At 56.8% G+C, this 16,893-nt stretch carries 13 protein-coding genes; 4 read left to right on the top strand and 9 right to left on the bottom strand.

Annotation, left to right across the window (positions count from 1 at the left end):
- Positions 1 to 182 precede the first annotated feature (182 nt).
- On the bottom strand, positions 183 to 1,670 hold the full coding sequence (locus tag Pla100_RS07700; protein ID WP_146577074.1) for an aldehyde dehydrogenase family protein: 1,488 nt from the start codon (positions 1,668 to 1,670) through the stop codon (positions 183 to 185).
- 517 nt (positions 1,671 to 2,187) lie between these two features.
- Here Pla100_RS07700 and Pla100_RS07695 point away from each other — a divergent pair.
- Positions 2,188 to 4,446 carry a glutamine synthetase III family protein gene (locus Pla100_RS07695; protein WP_146577073.1) on the top strand — a complete coding sequence of 753 codons (2,259 nt, stop codon included), beginning with the start codon at positions 2,188 to 2,190 and terminating at the stop codon, positions 4,444 to 4,446.
- A 7-nt stretch (positions 4,447 to 4,453) separates the two neighbouring features.
- On the opposite strand, the gene Pla100_RS07690 is transcribed toward Pla100_RS07695, so the two are convergent.
- A complete protein-coding gene (locus tag Pla100_RS07690) occupies positions 4,454 to 5,512 on the bottom strand; it encodes a helix-turn-helix transcriptional regulator (RefSeq protein ID WP_146577072.1) in 1,059 nt (352 codons plus the stop codon).
- A 158-nt stretch (positions 5,513 to 5,670) separates the two neighbouring features.
- Between Pla100_RS07690 and Pla100_RS07685 the strand changes: the two genes are divergently transcribed.
- On the top strand, positions 5,671 to 7,209 hold the full coding sequence (locus tag Pla100_RS07685; RefSeq protein ID WP_146577071.1) for a sulfatase family protein: 1,539 nt from the start codon (positions 5,671 to 5,673) through the stop codon (positions 7,207 to 7,209).
- Between the two features lie 125 nt (positions 7,210 to 7,334).
- On the opposite strand, the gene Pla100_RS07680 is transcribed toward Pla100_RS07685, so the two are convergent.
- From Pla100_RS07680 to Pla100_RS07660, 5 genes are all read right to left on the bottom strand, one after another.
- Positions 7,335 to 7,934, bottom strand: coding sequence for a phosphatidylglycerophosphatase and protein-tyrosine phosphatase 1 family protein (locus tag Pla100_RS07680; protein WP_231602812.1), 600 nt, complete (start codon positions 7,932 to 7,934; stop codon positions 7,335 to 7,337).
- The gene (gene panC, locus Pla100_RS07675; protein WP_197167761.1) at positions 7,931 to 8,773 is read right to left on the bottom strand and encodes a pantoate--beta-alanine ligase; all 843 of its coding nucleotides are present in this window, start codon (positions 8,771 to 8,773) and stop codon (positions 7,931 to 7,933) included. The genes Pla100_RS07680 and panC overlap by 4 nt, the downstream gene beginning before the upstream one ends.
- Before the next feature lie 34 nt (positions 8,774 to 8,807).
- Positions 8,808 to 9,242 (bottom strand): bifunctional nuclease family protein, encoded by a 435-nt coding sequence (locus Pla100_RS07670; RefSeq protein ID WP_146577069.1) that lies wholly within the window; start codon positions 9,240 to 9,242, stop codon positions 8,808 to 8,810.
- 179 nt (positions 9,243 to 9,421) lie between these two features.
- Positions 9,422 to 11,626 (bottom strand): 1,4-alpha-glucan branching protein GlgB, encoded by a 2,205-nt coding sequence (glgB, locus tag Pla100_RS07665; RefSeq protein ID WP_146577068.1) that lies wholly within the window; start codon positions 11,624 to 11,626, stop codon positions 9,422 to 9,424.
- A 102-nt stretch (positions 11,627 to 11,728) separates the two neighbouring features.
- Positions 11,729 to 12,505, bottom strand: coding sequence for a ribonuclease H family protein (locus tag Pla100_RS07660; RefSeq protein ID WP_231602811.1), 777 nt, complete (start codon positions 12,503 to 12,505; stop codon positions 11,729 to 11,731).
- Positions 12,506 to 12,734: 229 nt separating this feature from the next.
- On the opposite strand from Pla100_RS07660, the gene Pla100_RS07655 reads away from it, so the two are divergent.
- The gene (locus tag Pla100_RS07655; protein ID WP_146577066.1) at positions 12,735 to 12,989 is read left to right on the top strand and encodes a hypothetical protein; all 255 of its coding nucleotides are present in this window, start codon (positions 12,735 to 12,737) and stop codon (positions 12,987 to 12,989) included.
- Positions 12,990 to 13,691: 702 nt separating this feature from the next.
- Here Pla100_RS07655 and Pla100_RS07650 read toward each other — a convergent pair.
- Positions 13,692 to 14,843 (bottom strand): Gfo/Idh/MocA family protein, encoded by a 1,152-nt coding sequence (locus Pla100_RS07650; protein ID WP_146577065.1) that lies wholly within the window; start codon positions 14,841 to 14,843, stop codon positions 13,692 to 13,694.
- 131 nt (positions 14,844 to 14,974) lie between these two features.
- Entirely contained in the window at positions 14,975 to 15,388 is a 414-nt protein-coding gene (locus Pla100_RS07645; protein ID WP_146577348.1) for a 6-pyruvoyl trahydropterin synthase family protein, read from the bottom strand.
- Positions 15,389 to 15,910: 522 nt separating this feature from the next.
- On the opposite strand from Pla100_RS07645, the gene Pla100_RS07640 reads away from it, so the two are divergent.
- Entirely contained in the window at positions 15,911 to 16,858 is a 948-nt protein-coding gene (locus Pla100_RS07640; protein WP_146577064.1) for a DoxX family protein, read from the top strand.
- Positions 16,859 to 16,893 lie beyond the last annotated feature (35 nt).

The raw sequence follows: 16,893 nt of genomic DNA, 5'->3' as shown, positions 1-16,893 counted from the left end.
GCACGTAACGGCATGTTGATTGAATCGTTTAACGGCAAGCCGCAGGCGATAGACCTTGAGAACGCAGACGCCTGCGGCTTGCCGTTAAACGAAAACGCCCAATCGTGCGCTAAACCGACAGACCGCTAGCGCCGTAGGCTCACTAAATCAACACGCCGTCACGCTTCGGGTTATCACATAGATCACAGCGGGCGGACGACCGAGGTGCTGCGGTAGTAGTCCATGAGCGTTTCGATCGAGAGTACTCCGCCGCCGAGTCCGCTCTTGTTGACGCCTCCGTAGGGGACTCCTTGGGCAAAAACGTTATGCGCGTTGATCCAACTGTTGCCCGCGATCATCGCCTCGGCAACCCGTGCGGCTCGCGATTCGTCTTGAGTCCATACGCTATTGGCGAGTCCGTAATCGGTGTCGTTGGCCATCGCGATGGCTTGTTCTTCGGTTTCAAACGTCGCCAAGAATGCCACGGGGCCGAAGATCTCTTCCTGAGCGGCGACGTTGTCGAGTGATCCGGCCAGCAGCGACGGCTGCACGTAGTTCCCGTTTTGCCCTTCGACTTCGGCCGCCCCTCCTCCGCACAAACACTTGGCTCCGGCGGCTTGTCCTTTTTGAATGTAGCCGAGAACGCGTTCACGTTGTTTCGGGTTGACGACCGGCCCCATGTCGCTGTTCGGGTCGAGCGGGTGGCCGATACGAATCGTTTTCATTTTATCGATGCAGTGTTGAACGAACTCGTCGTAGATGTCTTTTTGAATCAACCAACGCGTCGCATCGCAGCACACTTGACCGGTGTGGAATGTGATCGCCCCGACGAGTTTTTCCGCAGTCGCTCGGACATCGACATCGTTGAACACGACGGCGGCTCCTTTGCCACCGAGTTCCAGTTTGACGGGTACCAGGTTGCGTCCACACGCTTCGCCGACGAGACGTCCGACTTCCGGTGAACCGGTGAACGACATGCGTTTGATTTCGGCGTTATTGGTCAGTGCCGCTCCGGCAGTCGCGCCGCGGCCGGTGACAACATTGATCACACCGTCGGGGACACCAACTTGTTTGGCGAGCCGGGCCAAGTAGATCGCCGACAAAGACGTGTCTTCGGCGGGCTTGATGACGACGGTGTTCCCCGCAGCCAGTGCGGGTGAGATGCCCCATCCGATCAACAGGAACGGAAAATTCCAGGGGAAGATAAAGGCACAGGCACCCCAGGGTTGGCGAAATTTCCACGCTTCATGGCCGGCGACATCGAGCTTGACTCTCGGCTCGACGTCGCGGTCGAGACTCACGAAGTAACGCAAAGTGTCGACCATGTTTTGCACGTCGCCTTGAGCCTGGGCTTCGATCTTGCCCGCCTCGAGTGCTTCGATCTGGGCGATGATCGGTTTGTGTTGTTCGACCGCGTCGGCGAGTTTCAGCAGGATCGCGTATCGCTCCTCACGAGGCAACGACGCCCAAGCCGGGAAGGCCTCGTTGGCGACACGCACCGCCGCGTCGACTTCGTCGGCACTGAGATCCTGGATGTCCGCGATCTTCTCGCCCGATCCCGGATCGAGCGTCGCGACGGTCTGGCCATTGGCGGAAACCATATCTTTTCCGCCGACGAAACTCGCCAAAGGACTGTTGTTGAGAAACGCTTCGACTTCGGGGAGTAATTCGATTTGGGTGATCGTGCTCATGTTCGGGTCTGATGATTCTCGAGTGAAGAGGAAGTTAAAGGACGGATCGCTAAGCTTATTTTAACGTTTGGTCGATGGTCTGTGGTTCTTGGGGTGTCCCAAAAAACAGGCATTGGATGCAATGCAAACGGGCGATACGGGAAAGCAGGACGTTGATTTTGCGAAAGTCAAGCGAAGAAAATAAAAAAGTTTTCGTCGTTAACGGCGGGCGTTGCTCCAACAGGCGAGTTCATTGGGTGGCGACGTGCCGAAGCGAAATCGTGGTGAATCGGCCGAGCTTGGCGGCCTAATCCTTGCATCGCGAATGGATGGGGGCTTTAAAAACGAGCGACACGAATCGCTCCGTTTGACGGTGAATTCGATAGCGGTAATGAAACGCACGAGCACGACGCTCGTCTCGCTGCCTGCTTTGGACGCCAGGGATGGCCAGTGACGAACTAGTTCGCGAAGTGTCGCGAGCTTTGTGACTGAGACTGTTTCCCTTCTTCCGCGTAACCATTTGCAGGATTTCTGATTCATGAGCACCACACTTGCTCCTCCGCCAAAAACTGGCAACTCATCGTCCGGTGCCGCCGCCGGCACCAATCATGCTCGTAGTGCGGGGTCGCCCCGCCAAGCTGCGTTATCGGCAGCCATCAATTACGCGATCTCGTCGCCGCCGATCGTGTTCGAGGACGTGCCTCCTCAGGAGTACTACGGGTCGAACGTGTTCACCAAATCGGTGATGAAGGATCGACTGCCTAAAACGGTTTTCAAGTCGTTGATGAAGACGATCGAGTCGGGCGAGAAACTCGATCCGACTTCGGCCGACATCGTCGCGTCGGCCATGAAGGATTGGGCAGTGGAAAAAGGGGCGACACACTACGCCCACATTTTTTATCCGTTGACCGGATCCACGGCCGAGAAGCACGATAGTTTTTTATCCCCGACGAGCGACGGTAGTACTCTGTCGGAGTTCAGTGGCAAACAGCTCGTCCAGGGTGAACCAGACGGGTCGAGTTTTCCGACCGGCGGCATTCGTGTCACGTCTCAGGCTCGCGGCTACACGATTTGGGACGTGACGAGTCCGGCATACATTCTGGAAAATCCCAATGGCACGACGTTGTGCATTCCCACCGCGTTCGTTTCTTGGTCCGGCGAAGCGCTCGACAAGAAAACGCCGGTCTTGCGTTCGATGCAAGCACTCAACATTCAGGCTCAACGAATCCTGAAATTGTTCGGGCATGCCGACGGAGCGTTCGTGGCATCGACGGCCGGTCCGGAGCAAGAGTATTTTCTTGTCGATCGACACTTCTATTTCGCCCGGACGGATCTTGTGACAGCGGGTCGAACGTTGTTCGGTTGCAAGCCTCCCAAAGGCCAGGAATTTGACGATCACTACTTTGGTCATATTCCTGAGCGTGTGTTGGCGTTCATGCTCGATGCCGAACGACAGTTGTTCAAATTGGGCATTCCGGTCAAAACACGGCACAACGAAGTCGCTCCGGGGCAGTTCGAGGTTGCGCCGGTGTTCGAGTCCGCAAACTTGGCGGCCGATCACCAGCAACAAATGATGAGCACGCTGACCAAGACCGCCGAAAAGTATGGCATGGCGTGTTTGTTGCACGAAAAACCCTTCGCCGGCGTCAACGGTTCGGGAAAACACGTGAACTGGTCGTTGGGCAGTAGCTCCCAAGGCAACATGCTCGACCCCGGCGAAACGCCGCACGAGAATGCACAGTTTCTTGTCTTCTGCGCCGCAGTGATTCGAGCCGTGTATCGGCATCAAGGTTTGTTGCGTGCGGTCGTCGCCTCGGCGGGCAACGATCACCGACTCGGGGCGAACGAAGCCCCGCCGGCGATCATCTCGATCTTCCTCGGTGACCAATTGACCGACGTATTCAATCAGATCAAAACCGGTGGTGCGAACTCATCACTGAAGTCGGGAACCTTGACGGTCGGCGTGGACGTGTTGCCGCCCCTTCCGAAGGATTCCGGCGACCGCAACCGAACAAGCCCGTTCGCGTTTACAGGCAACCGATTTGAATTCCGAGCCGTCGGGTCGGAGCAATCCATCGCCGGTCCGTTGGTCGCGATGAACACGATCATTGCCGAGTCGGTCGACTACTGTGCGACCAAACTAGAAGCTGCTACGGCAGGCAATCCAGACGAACTCAACGCAGCGATCCAGTCACTATTGACGGAAATTATCACGGAGTGCTCGAGCATCCTGTTCGACGGTGACGGCTATTCCCAGGAGTGGCATGAAGAAGCCGCACGCCGCGGCCTGAAAAACTTAAGAACCGCCGCCGACGCGTTCCCCGAGTTGGTTAAGCCGGAAGTCGAAGAACTGTTCGAGAAGTACGGTGTGCTGTCGAAGCGGGAACTTCACAGCCGTTTTGAAACCTATCAAGAACAGTATTGCTTGAAGGTCGATGTGGAGGCCAATTTGGTGATCAGCATGGCGAAACGCCAGATCTTCCCGGCGGCGATCCGGTATCAATCCGAGTTGGCCTCGACGTGCGCGAATTTGAAGCTAGTCGGGTACGAGTTCGATACCGACACGCTCGACTGCGTGACGTCTCTGGTTAAGGATCTGCAAGACAGCGTGGCCAGTTTGGAACACGCCGTGGCAGACGACCAATGCCAAACGATCGGTGATGAGGTTCGTCATCGTTGCGATGTCGTGCTGCCGTTGATGTTGGCCGTTCGACGCTGCGTCGACGCTTTGGAAGGTTTGGTCGCTGACGACCTTTGGCCGTTGCCAACCTACCAAGAAATGCTGTTCATTAAATAGCGGATTGTTACTTCGCGTCCGACGCTTCATCGATCTTGTATCTCGATGACAGCGTCGAGACGACTTGGGCAACCGCTTCACGGTATTCCGGCGGCGAGATCACCTCCGCATCGGCTCCCAAGGCTAGCACTTTGGGTAGTAGTTCGCGGGGATGAGTCGCCGGTACCGTTAAGATAAAGTCCGTCGGTTCGTTGGGACCGCCTGACGTTGATTCGATCGGTTCGAGACGTTGATCGGGATGCCATGGGTCTTCTTTTAAGTAGGACGCCGATCGTGGGCCGAGTCGAATCTGCACCTGCGTCGACGACTCACCGGAAAAGATCCCGATGCTCTTGGATAGGAAGCGATTCAAATCGACTTTCTTATCTGGTTTGAAATAGTCGTCCGTTACGGTTGCCTGTTGAAATCGGTCGAGTTTCCAATTCCTGAGCCGTTCCGAGGCATCGGTCACCTCGGGTGCTGCCGCGACGACATAGATACTGCTTTGGTGTACTGCCAACGCATATGGCTCGATCCGGCGTCGGCTCGCTTCCCGCCCCACCGACTTGTACTGAATTTCGACGACACGATGTTCGAGGATGCAGCGTGTGATCGTCTTGAGCATTCCCGCTTGGGCCGCGTAGGTTTTTGAAGGCGTGCCGGACACGTAAAGCACTTTGCGATACCTTTCGTAGTGCTCGTAGACGCCTTCCGGGATCGCCTCTTGGACCTTGTTCCAGAACGTCTCGATGCCCTGCCAATACTGTGTCCCCATCAACGGCGTCAGCAGTTCGCGGCCGATGGCGAGGGCAATCAGTTCGGTCGCGGAGAAAGCGATCTCATGGACAGCGGTATGGTTGCGCCCGAGCTTGTAAATTCGGCCGCGTTCGACCATGTCATTTTGAATATCGTATCCGGCCGCCTGCAGCGCCTCGATATCTCGACGAACGGTTCGTCCGTGCAGGGTCGTCAAGCCCAGATCGGCGACCAGATCGCTGCGAAGCTCTTCGATCGTCCGGCCGAACCGGGAAAACTCCAGCAACTGCAATAACTTGTGCTGGCGAATGAGTTGTTCGTTACGAGCCACAGGCAAATCCGTCCTTGGGGGTGAGTCGGTCGAGAAGCATTAGCTTAGCGGGTTTAGGTAAGTCTGCCCAACCGGTCTTCTCTCAGCATCGGGCGCCGCGACATGTTATAGTCCAATCTCCCCACCCGCTTGTTTCCTCTTTGATTTCCCTCCCGCCGATGTCCCCTTCCGCCCGTTTTTGTATGATCGCTGTGGCGATCGTTTTGTCCTCAATCTCCCCAGTTTCTGCTGCGGACGGTAACAATGAATCGAGGCCCAATTTCGTCCTGATCATCGCTGATGACGTCGGTTTTCGAGACATCGGTTGCTACGGGAGCCCGGATGCTCGCACGCCGCGTTTGGACGCATTGGCCGGCGAAGGCCTGCGGATGACCAACGCGTTCTTGACGGCGAGCAGTTGCAGTCCCAGTCGGGCGTCGATCATCACGGGTCGCTATCCACACAACAACGGGCCGGCGTGTGAGCTGCACAAACCGATCCCCGGCCATCTCCCTTCGGTTACCGGAATCCTACGCAAGGCGGGCTATTTCACGGCTCTTTCGGGAAAGAACCACATGACTTGGACGGGTGTGCCCGACGGTGAAACGGCACCGACGCCGGCTTTCGACCGGATCGACAACGGCAAGCCCACCGAAATGACCACTCGCAACGGTGGCGGCCATGCCCGTTGGGTCGATGCCGTCAAGGACCGCCCGGTCGATCAGCCGTTCATGCTGTGGTTGGCCAGCTACGACGCGCACCGGGCTTGGGACGCCGACGGACAATGGGATGAGGCTGCCTATGGACCGATGCACCGCCCCGAAAGTCTGACGCTGCCGCCCGCTTTCATGGACACTCCCGAGACCCGCCAAGACTTTGCTTCGTATTTGAACGAAGTCACACGATTTGATCACTTCGTGGGCGAAGTCGTCGATGCTTTGAAAAGCGAGAAGCTTTGGGACAATACCTACTTATTTGTCCTCGCTGACAACGGTCGGCCTTTCCCGCGCGGCAAGACTCGGCTCAACGACGACGGGATGCAAACCTTTTTAATTCTAACCGGTCCCCGAATTTCGCAGCCGGGGACAAGTTCAGATTCGCTGGTCAGCGTGATCGACATCGCGCCGACGATTACCGAATTGGCCGGGATCGATCGACCGGAAACGTTCCAAGGTCCTTCGATGGTTCCGTTGTACGACGATCCACAAGCATCGATCCGGCCGTTCGCGTTCTCCGAACATAACTGGCACGATTACGAAGCACTCGGTCGAGCCGTTCGCGACCAACGATACCTTTATATCGAAAACGATCGACCCGAACTTGCGTCCCAAGGACCGGCGGATTCGGTTCGCAGTCCGACGCACCAGGACCTTCGTCGCGCCGCCGGCCAAGGCGTGAAGTTGTCCGATGCCCAAGCCGACGTGCTCCGCGCACCACGTCCTGCGCGCGAGCTCTACGACCGCAAGTCGGATCCCTATCAAACCAACAATTTGATCGATTCGAACGAGCACACCGAGGTTCAAACTCGACTAACCGCCGCGATGAAAACGTGGAGAGCCGAAACCGGGGATTCCGTTCCCGATTCGATCACGCCAGACAAGTTCGATCGCGATACAGGCGAGTCGCTCAAACTCGGGAAGAAACGGGGCAGCCCGTCGGATCCTCCGCCGCCGGGCCACGATCGCGACGCGATGCACGTGAACCGGGAAGGAATCTAGAGCTTCAAACACATTTGATTTTAGGGTGTCAGCAACGTGGCTCGACGGTCCTCCGTCGAGAATCACGGTGGAGACCACCGTGCCACGATGATAGACAAAGCACTAGCCAAGTCCCAAATTAAAAGTCACTCGTTAAGCGACCGCAGGAACGCTTGGACGACCGGACGGTCGGTCAAGCGGGGATTCACGTGCGGGCGTTTCTGCAAGAGTAACGTTTGCGCCTCCTCGGGCGTCATTCCTCGATGGGCGATCAACCAACACAATGCGACCGTGGCACTGCGTGCTCGCCCGGCTTTGCAATGGATATAAACCAGTTCTTGTCGCTCGACATGCTCCTGAACGAATTGAACACCCATTTGAAGATTTTCAAGCGACGGATGCGTGAAGTCAGTCGTGGGGATGTGCAGTTGCTCGATCCCATATTGGTCGTATTCGATGACCGGGCCGGCGTATTCCTCGCAAGTATTCACGACGGCCTTGACGCCGATTTGTGACAATCCCATGACATCGCGGCGAAAAGGTCTCGCCCCGACGATCACAAACTCATCGATGCCGTCGTACCAGTTTCGAATCTTGAGGATTCGCCCCAGCAATACGTTCCAACCCAATGTCGGATAGAACACACTCGACGCATACACACGGTCCCAAAACCGGGGAGGTGGAGGAGCGGGCAATCCGAGTTTCGGGGGCTCATCATCGGACATACCACGGTTGGGTAAACTCATAGCAATTCGTTATCAATCAAACGTGTGTTTCCGATTCTTGCGGCGACTAGCGCGATTGACTCGTTCGGACGGGTGATCGAATCGGTCGGCGGCAACAACGTCGTTCGATTCACCACCACCGCGTAGTCGACGTGATCGCAAACGGCGAGTTCGGCTTTCATGACAGCCTCGATCGTCGCGATGTCGCGTTCGCCTGATTGGTTCAAATTCTTAGCTGCCGTAAGTGCTCGGGAAAGTGACAAGGCCCGTTGGCGTTGCTCGTCGTTGAGGTAGCGGTTGCGACTGCTCATAGCTAAACCGTCCGATTCGCGGACGATGTCACAGCGGATGATTTCGATCGGCACATTCAGGTCGCGCGTCATGTCCTCGATCACGCGAAGTTGCTGAAAGTCTTTTTGGCCAAAGAACGCCCGATCGGCTTGCGCGATCTGAAATAATTTCATGACCACCGTCGTGACACCGCGAAAGTGTTCCGGTCGTGACTCACCTTCGAGTGGCAACGCGACCGGCGGCGGGCTGACATAAGTTCCAAATCCCGAAGGATACATCATCGATTCGTCGGGAAGGAAAACCGCATCGACGTTTTCACGCTCGAGCAATTCGAGATCGCGTTGGAGCGGACGCGGGTAGCGTGTGAGATCCTCGCCGGCGGCGAACTGCGTCGGGTTTACGAAGATCGTCGCGATGCAAAGATCACATTCGCGTTTTGCGCGACGCATCAAAGCGAGGTGTCCTTCGTGCAACGCACCCATGGTGGGGACCAATCCGATCGTTCGATTCTGGCGACGCTGTTGAAGACACCAATGCCGGGTCTCATCGATGTTTGAAAACTGTTGCACTGTGTTTAAAAACCGTTTTACTGGGCGATCGCCGTCAGATCGTTTCATCGTCGGGGGCGTCTTGGCCGGTGGCGTCGTTTAAGACTTCTTCGGCGACGTAAATCGGCAATGGCGGGTCGAAGGTGACCGCGACAGCGATCGCGTCACTCGGGCGGGCGTCGACCTCCACCAATTCGCCCGACGACCGACGCAGATGCAGTTGGGCAAAATAAGTGTGCTCGGACAGGTCGCTGATAACGACTTGTTCGATCGTGGCATCGAGTGCCTCGGCGACCGACACGATCAAGTCATGCGTCAACGGGCGTGGCGGAACGTAGTCATGCTTAACCCGACGGTCGATGTTCGTCGCCTCAAAGATTCCGATCATGATGGGGAATTGTCGTTCACCATCAACCTCTTTGAGGTAGATGACTTGGTTGTCAGTCAGCTCGGAAATGATGATCCGAGCAAGCTGCATTTGAACGCTCATGAGATTCCGCCCGTGGGTGACAGCCGAGAAGTGGGAATCGGATCAGCCGCCGGACTTATCCGAGTCGTGGCTTCTCCGTCACATCATCATACCGCGTCGATGGCCCTTGCACCAAGTGGCGGCGACTTTCAGTCGCCGTATTCGTGCACGGCGACTTCAAAGTCGCCACCACCTATAGCCTACCGCTCGAGGCGGAAGATGGTCGTCCCAAGCGGTGGCAAGGTTGCCTGGATACTGTCGGGACGTCCATGGTGAGCCACTCCGGTCGTTTCGCGGCCGGGATAGTTACCCACATTCGACCCGCCATAGGCCTCGCTATCGCTGTTGAACACCTCTTTCCAGAACCCCATTTCAGGAACGCCGATTCGATAATCAACACGGGGAACCGGCGTGAAGTTACTGCACACCAGCAGCGGGGCATGACCTTCGCTTCCCTTTCGCAGGTACACCAACGTGCTGTCTTGAGAATTTTGGCAATCAACCCACTCAAATCCTTCGCCACTGAAATCGTGATAATGCAGGGCTGGGTTTTCGATCACAAGTTTGTTCAAGTCCGCAACACATTGTTGGACTCCGCGATGCGTCGCGAAATCGAGTAGTTCCCAGGTCGGTCCGTCGTCGGCATTCCATTCGTTCCACTGAGCCAATTCACCGCCCATGAACAACAGCTTCTTGCCCGGGTGCGTCCACATGTATGTGTAAAGCAATCGCAGGTTCGCGAATTTCTGCCACATGTCGCCCGGCATTTGGCTGATCAACGATCCTTTGCCATGAACCACTTCGTCGTGCGATAGCGGCAGCATGAAGTTTTCAGTGAAGGCGTAGATCAGACTGAACGTCAGCTCGTTCTGATGATATTGGCGATGGATCGGTTCGTTTCGCATGTAGCGCAACGTGTCGTTCATCCACCCCATGTTCCACTTGTAGGTGAAACCAAGGCCGCCGTCGTAGGTCGGGCGTGAAACGCCCGGCCATGCGGTGGACTCTTCGGCGGCCGTGACGACGCCGGGGTGATTTTCGTGAACGGCGATGTTGAACTCACGCAGGAAGTCGATCGCCTCGAGGTTCTCGCGACCGCCGTAACGGTTCGGCACCCACTGGCCATCCTCGCGGCTGTAGTCGAGGTAGAGCATTGATGCGACGGCGTCCACGCGGAGTCCGTCGATGTGATATTTATCGAGCCAGAACAACGCGTTGGCGATCAGGAAGTTCTTCACTTCGTTGCGTCCGAAGTTGAAGATCATCGTGCCCCAGTCCGGGTGTTCGCCTTGACGCGGATCGGCGTGCTCGTACAACGCCGAGCCGTCAAACTGCCGCAGCCCGTGATCATCTTTGGGGAAGTGTGCGGGCACCCAGTCGATCAACACGCCGATGCCGTTTTGGTGCATGTGGTCGACGAAGAACATGAAGTCCTCGGGGCTGCCATGCCGACTCGTCGGTGCGAAATAGCCAACGCTTTGATAACCCCACGAACCCGTGAAGGGGTGTTCGCTGATCGGCATCAATTCGATGTGGGTGAAGTTCATCCGGTGGCAGTAGTCCACCAATCGCGTCGCCAAGTCGCGATAGTTCAGCCAACCGTGCGTGCGACCGGGGCCTTTCTGCCAACTACCCAAATGGACTTCATAGACGTTCATCGGTCGGTGCATCGCGTCGAACTCGGCGCGTTGTTGCATCCAGTCGCCGTCGCTCCACGCATAAGTATTGATGTCCGAGATAATGTTGGCCGTAAGAGGCGGCAACTCGGAGGCGAACGCCAGCGGATCGCACTTGTCCATCCATCGCCCGGACTGGGACTGGATGCGAAACTTATACTTCTGCCCCGGTTTCGCGTGGGGGACAAAGACTTCCCAAATGCCCAGGCTGGGCATTACCGACGCGGCGTTCTGCCGGCCGTCCCAGCCGTTGAAGTCGCCCACCGCTTGGACGGACTTGGCATTGGGTGCCCAAACGGCGAAGTTGACGCCGGCGACACCGTCGACGGTGCGAAGCTGGGCCCCGAGCCGCTCGTACATGTTGTGGTGCCGACCTTCACCGAGCAAGTACCGATCAAAGTCGGTGAACATGCTGGGGACGGCATAGGGGTCGGTCGATTGAGTCGTTTCGCCTTTTTTGTCAATCATTTCAACTTTGTAGTGATTCTTGGTGGATTCGTCGCAGATGGCTTCAAAAATGCCTTCAGGGTGAACGCGTCGCATCGGCCGTTTCACGCCGTTGGCCGAATCGATCACCCACATCGATTGTGCGTTGGGTTGAAAGACGCGGATCGCGGTCGCCTGAGTACCACGATAGTTGATCGGGTGAGGTCCCAACAAACTACCGGGGTCAGACATGTTACCATCAATGAGCGACTGGAGGCTGGAGAGCGAAAGCGTGGTGTTCATGGTGGGTTCGATTGGACGTTCGATGTTGAGCGGGCGGTGTTGAGCGGGCGGTGTTGAGCGAGTGGGCGCGTCGTGGAAACGTTGGTTGGTCGTGCGTTGGAGTTACTTCAAGCGTTGATCGAGCATCGCGATTTGTTGGGCGCGGTGGCTCGTGTCGACGGCCGACCGCAAGACCCAATCACGCAATCGATTGGTGCCGCTGAGGTGCGGAGCGGGCACATTTTGTTTGCGGTGAGTGAATGAGATCCGGCTTTCGGAATCGCCCAGGGGGGCGGCAGCCGGACTCTCAGCCGTGGCGCGTGACAGGCCCGCCGGGGCGGGGACCGAATCGGCCGGGTCGGTTCGAATCCATTGGGTGCTGTCACCATTGGGGCGGCTGACCATGCGAGCGGTCAACAGACACGCTTGGACCTCGTGGATCCCCAACGCGTGATCGATCCTCCGCCACAGATCGGCATGTTGGACTTCGACGCGGCGACCAAAGTGGTCCCACACAAAATCGCTGCGCCGCCATCTCGGTAATGAATCGGTCAGCGAGCGAATCAGGTAGCGGTTATGGGACAACAACGTCACGCTTGCTGAACCGTCGATCGCCTCGAGGCCTCGGACGGCCGCCAATAGTGTCAGTCGGTTCAGATCGCCCGGTTCATGGTCGTCGGCTTCCAAAACGGGAACTCCTTGAGCAGTTTCGATCGCAAATTGCCAGCGACCGTCGTCCAGCGTAGTGCTTTGGGCAGACACGACAAGCAACAATGATGCCAACGGCGCGGGACCAGCACTCGATGCCTGAGTCGGGCGGTGATCCTCCCCTTCGATCGCTCGAGAAATCGCGTCTTCAGCTTGTCGGAGGTGTCGGTCGATCTCATCAATGGGGTTCATGGCGGCAGTTTTTCTTGGGTTCATCGAGAAAGCTGACGCGGGTCCCTCCGCGGTGAGCGAGGCGATATCCGGTTGCCTCACAAAGATGGTTTCGGTCCAGATCGCCTCTACAGAAAAGTCTGCCTGACCAAAAAAGCCAACGTCGATCAACAGGGGTAGCTACAATCGGCACAAGCGGCGCGACTGACTTCTTTTGAACGCGCTCTTTTCACCCAACGGAGATACTGGAATGACTGAGGCTTCTGAGCCGCCCTTCAGCAAAGAAGAATTGCAGATGGCGATGAAGGCGTTTCGCAAGCGGATCAAGCTGATGCGATTGGACGACGAATCGAGTTTGGGTTACGGTCCGATGTCGTCAGGCTCGCGGTCATCGATCGCGGCGATCCGTCCACCGGATCAGTATCCGCCGGCGATGTGGCGATACTTGGCCGAGCAAGGCAAGCTTCGGCGAGAAACCGGCGGACTGTACGCGCTGGTCGAATAGAACGACGTACATCCCTGGCTGACGCGCATCCCAGCCCGACGCGCATACAAGCCCGGGCTTGTATTCGGTACGTGAACAATGTCAGGTGCGGATGTGCCGTTAGGCGGGGTTGCCTTTCGAAGATGCGGGCGAGCCCAACAAAGCGACATGGACGCTTAATTAAGGAGCAAGCCGCATTCGATTGGGCTTCATGCGACATAGCGAATAGAAACCCACATCGCAAAAAAAAACCGGCAGGTTGTCTCCATCGAGACCCCCTACCGGTTCAATTCGGCTACAGCCAGTCGGCGGCAAAATGGAGCCGCTGGGAGAATCGGACTAGCCTCGGCGTGCTACTGCACTTGCCTTTAGTTGGCTAGGACGAACCCTAAAAATGATCCCTCTGCCGATGTGTTTGGCTGAGCCTGACAAGCCTCACAAGGCTTGCTGACTGCATTCTAGGCGCGAGGCCTATCACAGCAAGATGAATCGGTCATTTTGTCGGCAAACTTCATTCAAAACGTAGGCTGGGTCGCAGCCGCTTCGGCGGAGACCCGGCACTGCGGTTAGTTGGCGGTTGGCGGTTGGCGGTTGGCGGTTGGCGGTTGGAGGTTGGAGGTTGGAGGTTGGAGGTTGGAGGTTGGCTGCCGGGTCTTCGCCGAAGCGGCTACGACCCAGCCTACTCTTCACTCTTAACTCTTAACTCTTCACTCTTCACCCGGCCTACGAAAGCATTTGGATTCGGCGGCCTTCCTGGCTGCTTTGTTCGGCCGCTCGCAGGATCGCTGAGGCGGCAAAGGCGTCTTCGAGGCCGCTCAAGTTTCGGACTAGGCTGGTAACGGCACGGTGAAATTGACCGAGCATTTTCTCACCCACTGGTGTTTCCCCGTCGAGCGACTCTTGGTGGCGGCCGGCGTCGTCGAACCAAACCAACGTTCCAGGCAAATCGATGAATGCGACGCCGTGTTGGCAACAAACCTGCATTCCCGCAGGTGGCCGAAAGCCGATCGCCTCTTGCCATTTGGCGGGGATGTAATTGCCGCAACTGATCTGCGCAGTGACCGCCGATGGAGAGGGGTTACTTGGTTGGCCGTTCGTCGGTGGTGGATCATTGGGGGTGCGAGAACCGATCACTCCCGATGCGGCGGTCGATTCTCGTGAGGTCGCGAAATTTGCGGGCGTTTCCCAGATTTCGGCGGCGGCGGCGGGCAGTTCGACTGATGTGGCCGCTCGCCCGGTGTTGAAACGCAGGCTGAGAGCGCGATAATCCCACGGGTCGCTTGGCAGGCAGTTCGCCGACATCACACTCTCGCTTTGACCCGCCACGACGTAGGAGCACCAATCGATCAGCTCGATCAATTCGGATCTCATTTGCGATCGCGTTTGCTCGAACGTTTGTTGCTCGGGCGAACTGATTCGCTTGTGGCAAAACAACAGCCTCGGTCGGCCCAAGCTGGTCGCGATCAACTCTTTCAGCCGCAAAGTTGCCGGGGCGAATCGCTTGGGGAAGCTCGCCATGAACGCGATCCCTGATTCTTCAACGCACCGTCGAAATGGGGCGTCACCGACCGGATCGAAATCCAAACCACTGGCCCAATAGATCGCCTTGCCCGCCTTGCACGCGGCCAGCGCCGGGAGGTGTCCCAGCCACGTCGGTTCGAGTATCAGCACGGCGTCGATATCGTCGCGATGAACCATCGCTTCGAATCCGTCGACCGGATCGGCTTGGAATTCGGAAACCGCGTTCTCGGCCAATTTAGCGACTGTGCAATAAATCGCCCTAACGTCAAACCGTTCGGTCAACATCCGCAAAGCAGGACGATGCATGGTCTGCCACTGTTCACCTAAGCCGATCAGACCGACACGAAGCTTCACTGATTACGTTTCCATGACTGTAAAAGTAGGCTGGGTCGAGCCGCCGCGGCGCAGACCCGGCAGCTCAGTTTCTGGCCCGATGCCCACTCATTCGACGTGGATGAGTTTAGCAAGAATCGAAGCCTTTGTCTTCAGTCCAACGTCACCTCGGCGTAGGTCTCTTCGCTTTCCCAAAGCCGTACCTTGAAGGCCGATGCACCGGTGTCGGCCAGTATTTTCGGGCAGACGAATTGCAAGAAGTGTTTTGCCATGTTCTCGGCCGTCGGGTTCGTATCGAGTTCATAGATCCGATGCGGGTGGGAACTGCGAATCGCGTCGAGACCGTTTTGGTCTTGTTCCCACAACACAAAGGCGTGGTCCCAATTCTCATCGATCCAACCTTTGCAACGCATTTTGAGCTGTTTGAAATCCAGTATCCGGCCGACGGCGTCTTGTTCTTGGCCAGTGACATATACCTCGAGGACGTAATTATGTCCGTGCAAGTTTTGGCATTTGCCTTCGTGGCCTACCAGCCGATGGCCGGCACAGAACGAAAAACGACGCATGATGGAAATCGACACGATCGGAAAACTCCAGATGATAAAGCAGGGCAAACGACTTCGTGGGCGAAAGCGACACGATCCCCGACGGCGGACAGATGGGGGCCCAAACGTAGCGGAAATCCGCAGCGGTTTCGAGTTGCATCGGCGATACAAAATCTCGCACCGTTTCTGAGTTCCGATTATGCTACCCGTTGGATTATGCTCGATAGGTCAAGGCTAGCGGGCTGACGATTTAATCGTAACGCGACGCGTCAGCGAGGGATTGAACGCCATTCAATTCTCTGTAGATATCCCTCGCTAACGCTTCGGGTTCCGATGCAGATTTAATCAACAGCCCGCTAGCGGATTGGCGTCGATCGAAAGGATCGGAAAGCTTCTTTCCGATTCGATCGCTTGGCGACTGCCCATTTTGATGCCATACTGGGCCTTCGCCTGCCTTTCCCGGTTGCTAACGGAGGATGTCCCCGTCGGTTCCGGTGATCCCCTCCCCGCCTTCGTTTCACTACTGCCTGGAGACCGTTCTCGGTGGCCAAAATTCTGTTGTTCCCATTACGTTTGGCCGTCGGATACGGACTTTCGCCTCGTGTGCTCGGTCAAATCGCGGTCGCCATGTTGGTGATACTGCGGTTCACGGTCGGCTACCACTTCCTCAGCGAGGGGACGGAAAAGTATCGCGCCGGCGATTGGACGGCCAAACCGTTTTTCGCCAATGCGAAAGGCCCGTTTGCCGGTCAGTTTCGCCAACTCGTTTGGGACAACGACGGAACGGTTCGTCTGGATAAAGATCAAACTTTGATCGTGTGGGCGACTTACCGTGATCGGATCGCTAAACATTTCGGTTTCAATGAAAAGCAGGTCGCTCTGGCACAGGATAATTACGCGAAAGCGGTCCAGCAGTACGAGTACGTCGTCGAATTGGCCGCCAACGACATCCAAGAATTCCAGCTCGGATTGGGTCGGATCGATGATTTGGACAAAGATCCCGTCCGTAGCGGAGTCGACTCTCTGGCGGGGCAACGAGAATCGGTACGTCGCGAATTGACGCAAAAGATCTCGCCGGTTTTTGACCAAATCGACATGATTTGGGAAAACTACGAAACCGCCCAAAACCAGGTCGCCACCGACGAACAGCGGCAGCGACATCTTGCGTATCAGTTGGTGAGACCGCGAGTCGCCTTGATGGATACGAGCGTCATCGACGGTTTGGTGCCGTACTTCGACATGACAATCGGTTGGCTATTGATTTTAGGGCTTTTCACTCCCGTTGCTGCGTTGGCTGCGGCAGGTTTTCTCGGTTCAGTCTTTCTAAGCCAGTACCCGCCGACGACCGGACCGGGCTCATCCAATTATCAGTTGATCGAATGCTTGGCGTGTTTGGTCCTCGCTTCGACGGGCGCGGGCCGATTCGCAGGCTTGGATTTTTTCCTACACCTGCTCGTTCGCAAAGTCCACAGTAAGCCTTCGCACGCTTAACCCTACGCACTGGATGCCCCCACGGTGGCGTCCGC

The organism is Neorhodopirellula pilleata (assembly GCF_007859915.1).
GTDB classification, from domain to species: Bacteria; Planctomycetota; Planctomycetia; order Pirellulales; family Pirellulaceae; genus Rhodopirellula; species Rhodopirellula pilleata.
The sequence above is the reverse complement of the archived record's forward strand: the minus strand, read 5'-3'. Positions and strand labels throughout refer to the sequence as shown.

What these genes read in the sequence shown, in the direction of transcription:
- Pla100_RS07700 (WP_146577074.1), bottom strand. Translation starts at nt 1,670, where the DNA reads ATGAGCACGATCACCCAAATCGAATTACTCCCCGAAGTCGAAGCGTTT.
- Pla100_RS07695 (WP_146577073.1), top strand. Translation starts at nt 2,188, where the DNA reads ATGAGCACCACACTTGCTCCTCCGCCAAAAACTGGCAACTCATCGTCC.
- Pla100_RS07685 (WP_146577071.1), top strand. Translation starts at nt 5,671, where the DNA reads ATGTCCCCTTCCGCCCGTTTTTGTATGATCGCTGTGGCGATCGTTTTG.
- Pla100_RS07680 (WP_231602812.1), bottom strand. Translation starts at nt 7,934, where the DNA reads ATGAGTTTACCCAACCGTGGTATGTCCGATGATGAGCCCCCGAAACTC.
- Pla100_RS07670 (WP_146577069.1), bottom strand. Translation starts at nt 9,242, where the DNA reads ATGAGCGTTCAAATGCAGCTTGCTCGGATCATCATTTCCGAGCTGACT.
- glgB (WP_146577068.1), bottom strand. Translation starts at nt 11,626, where the DNA reads ATGAACACCACGCTTTCGCTCTCCAGCCTCCAGTCGCTCATTGATGGT.
- Pla100_RS07660 (WP_231602811.1), bottom strand. Translation starts at nt 12,505, where the DNA reads ATGAACCCCATTGATGAGATCGACCGACACCTCCGACAAGCTGAAGAC.
- Pla100_RS07655 (WP_146577066.1), top strand. Translation starts at nt 12,735, where the DNA reads ATGACTGAGGCTTCTGAGCCGCCCTTCAGCAAAGAAGAATTGCAGATG.
- Pla100_RS07645 (WP_146577348.1), bottom strand. Translation starts at nt 15,388, where the DNA reads ATGCGTCGTTTTTCGTTCTGTGCCGGCCATCGGCTGGTAGGCCACGAA.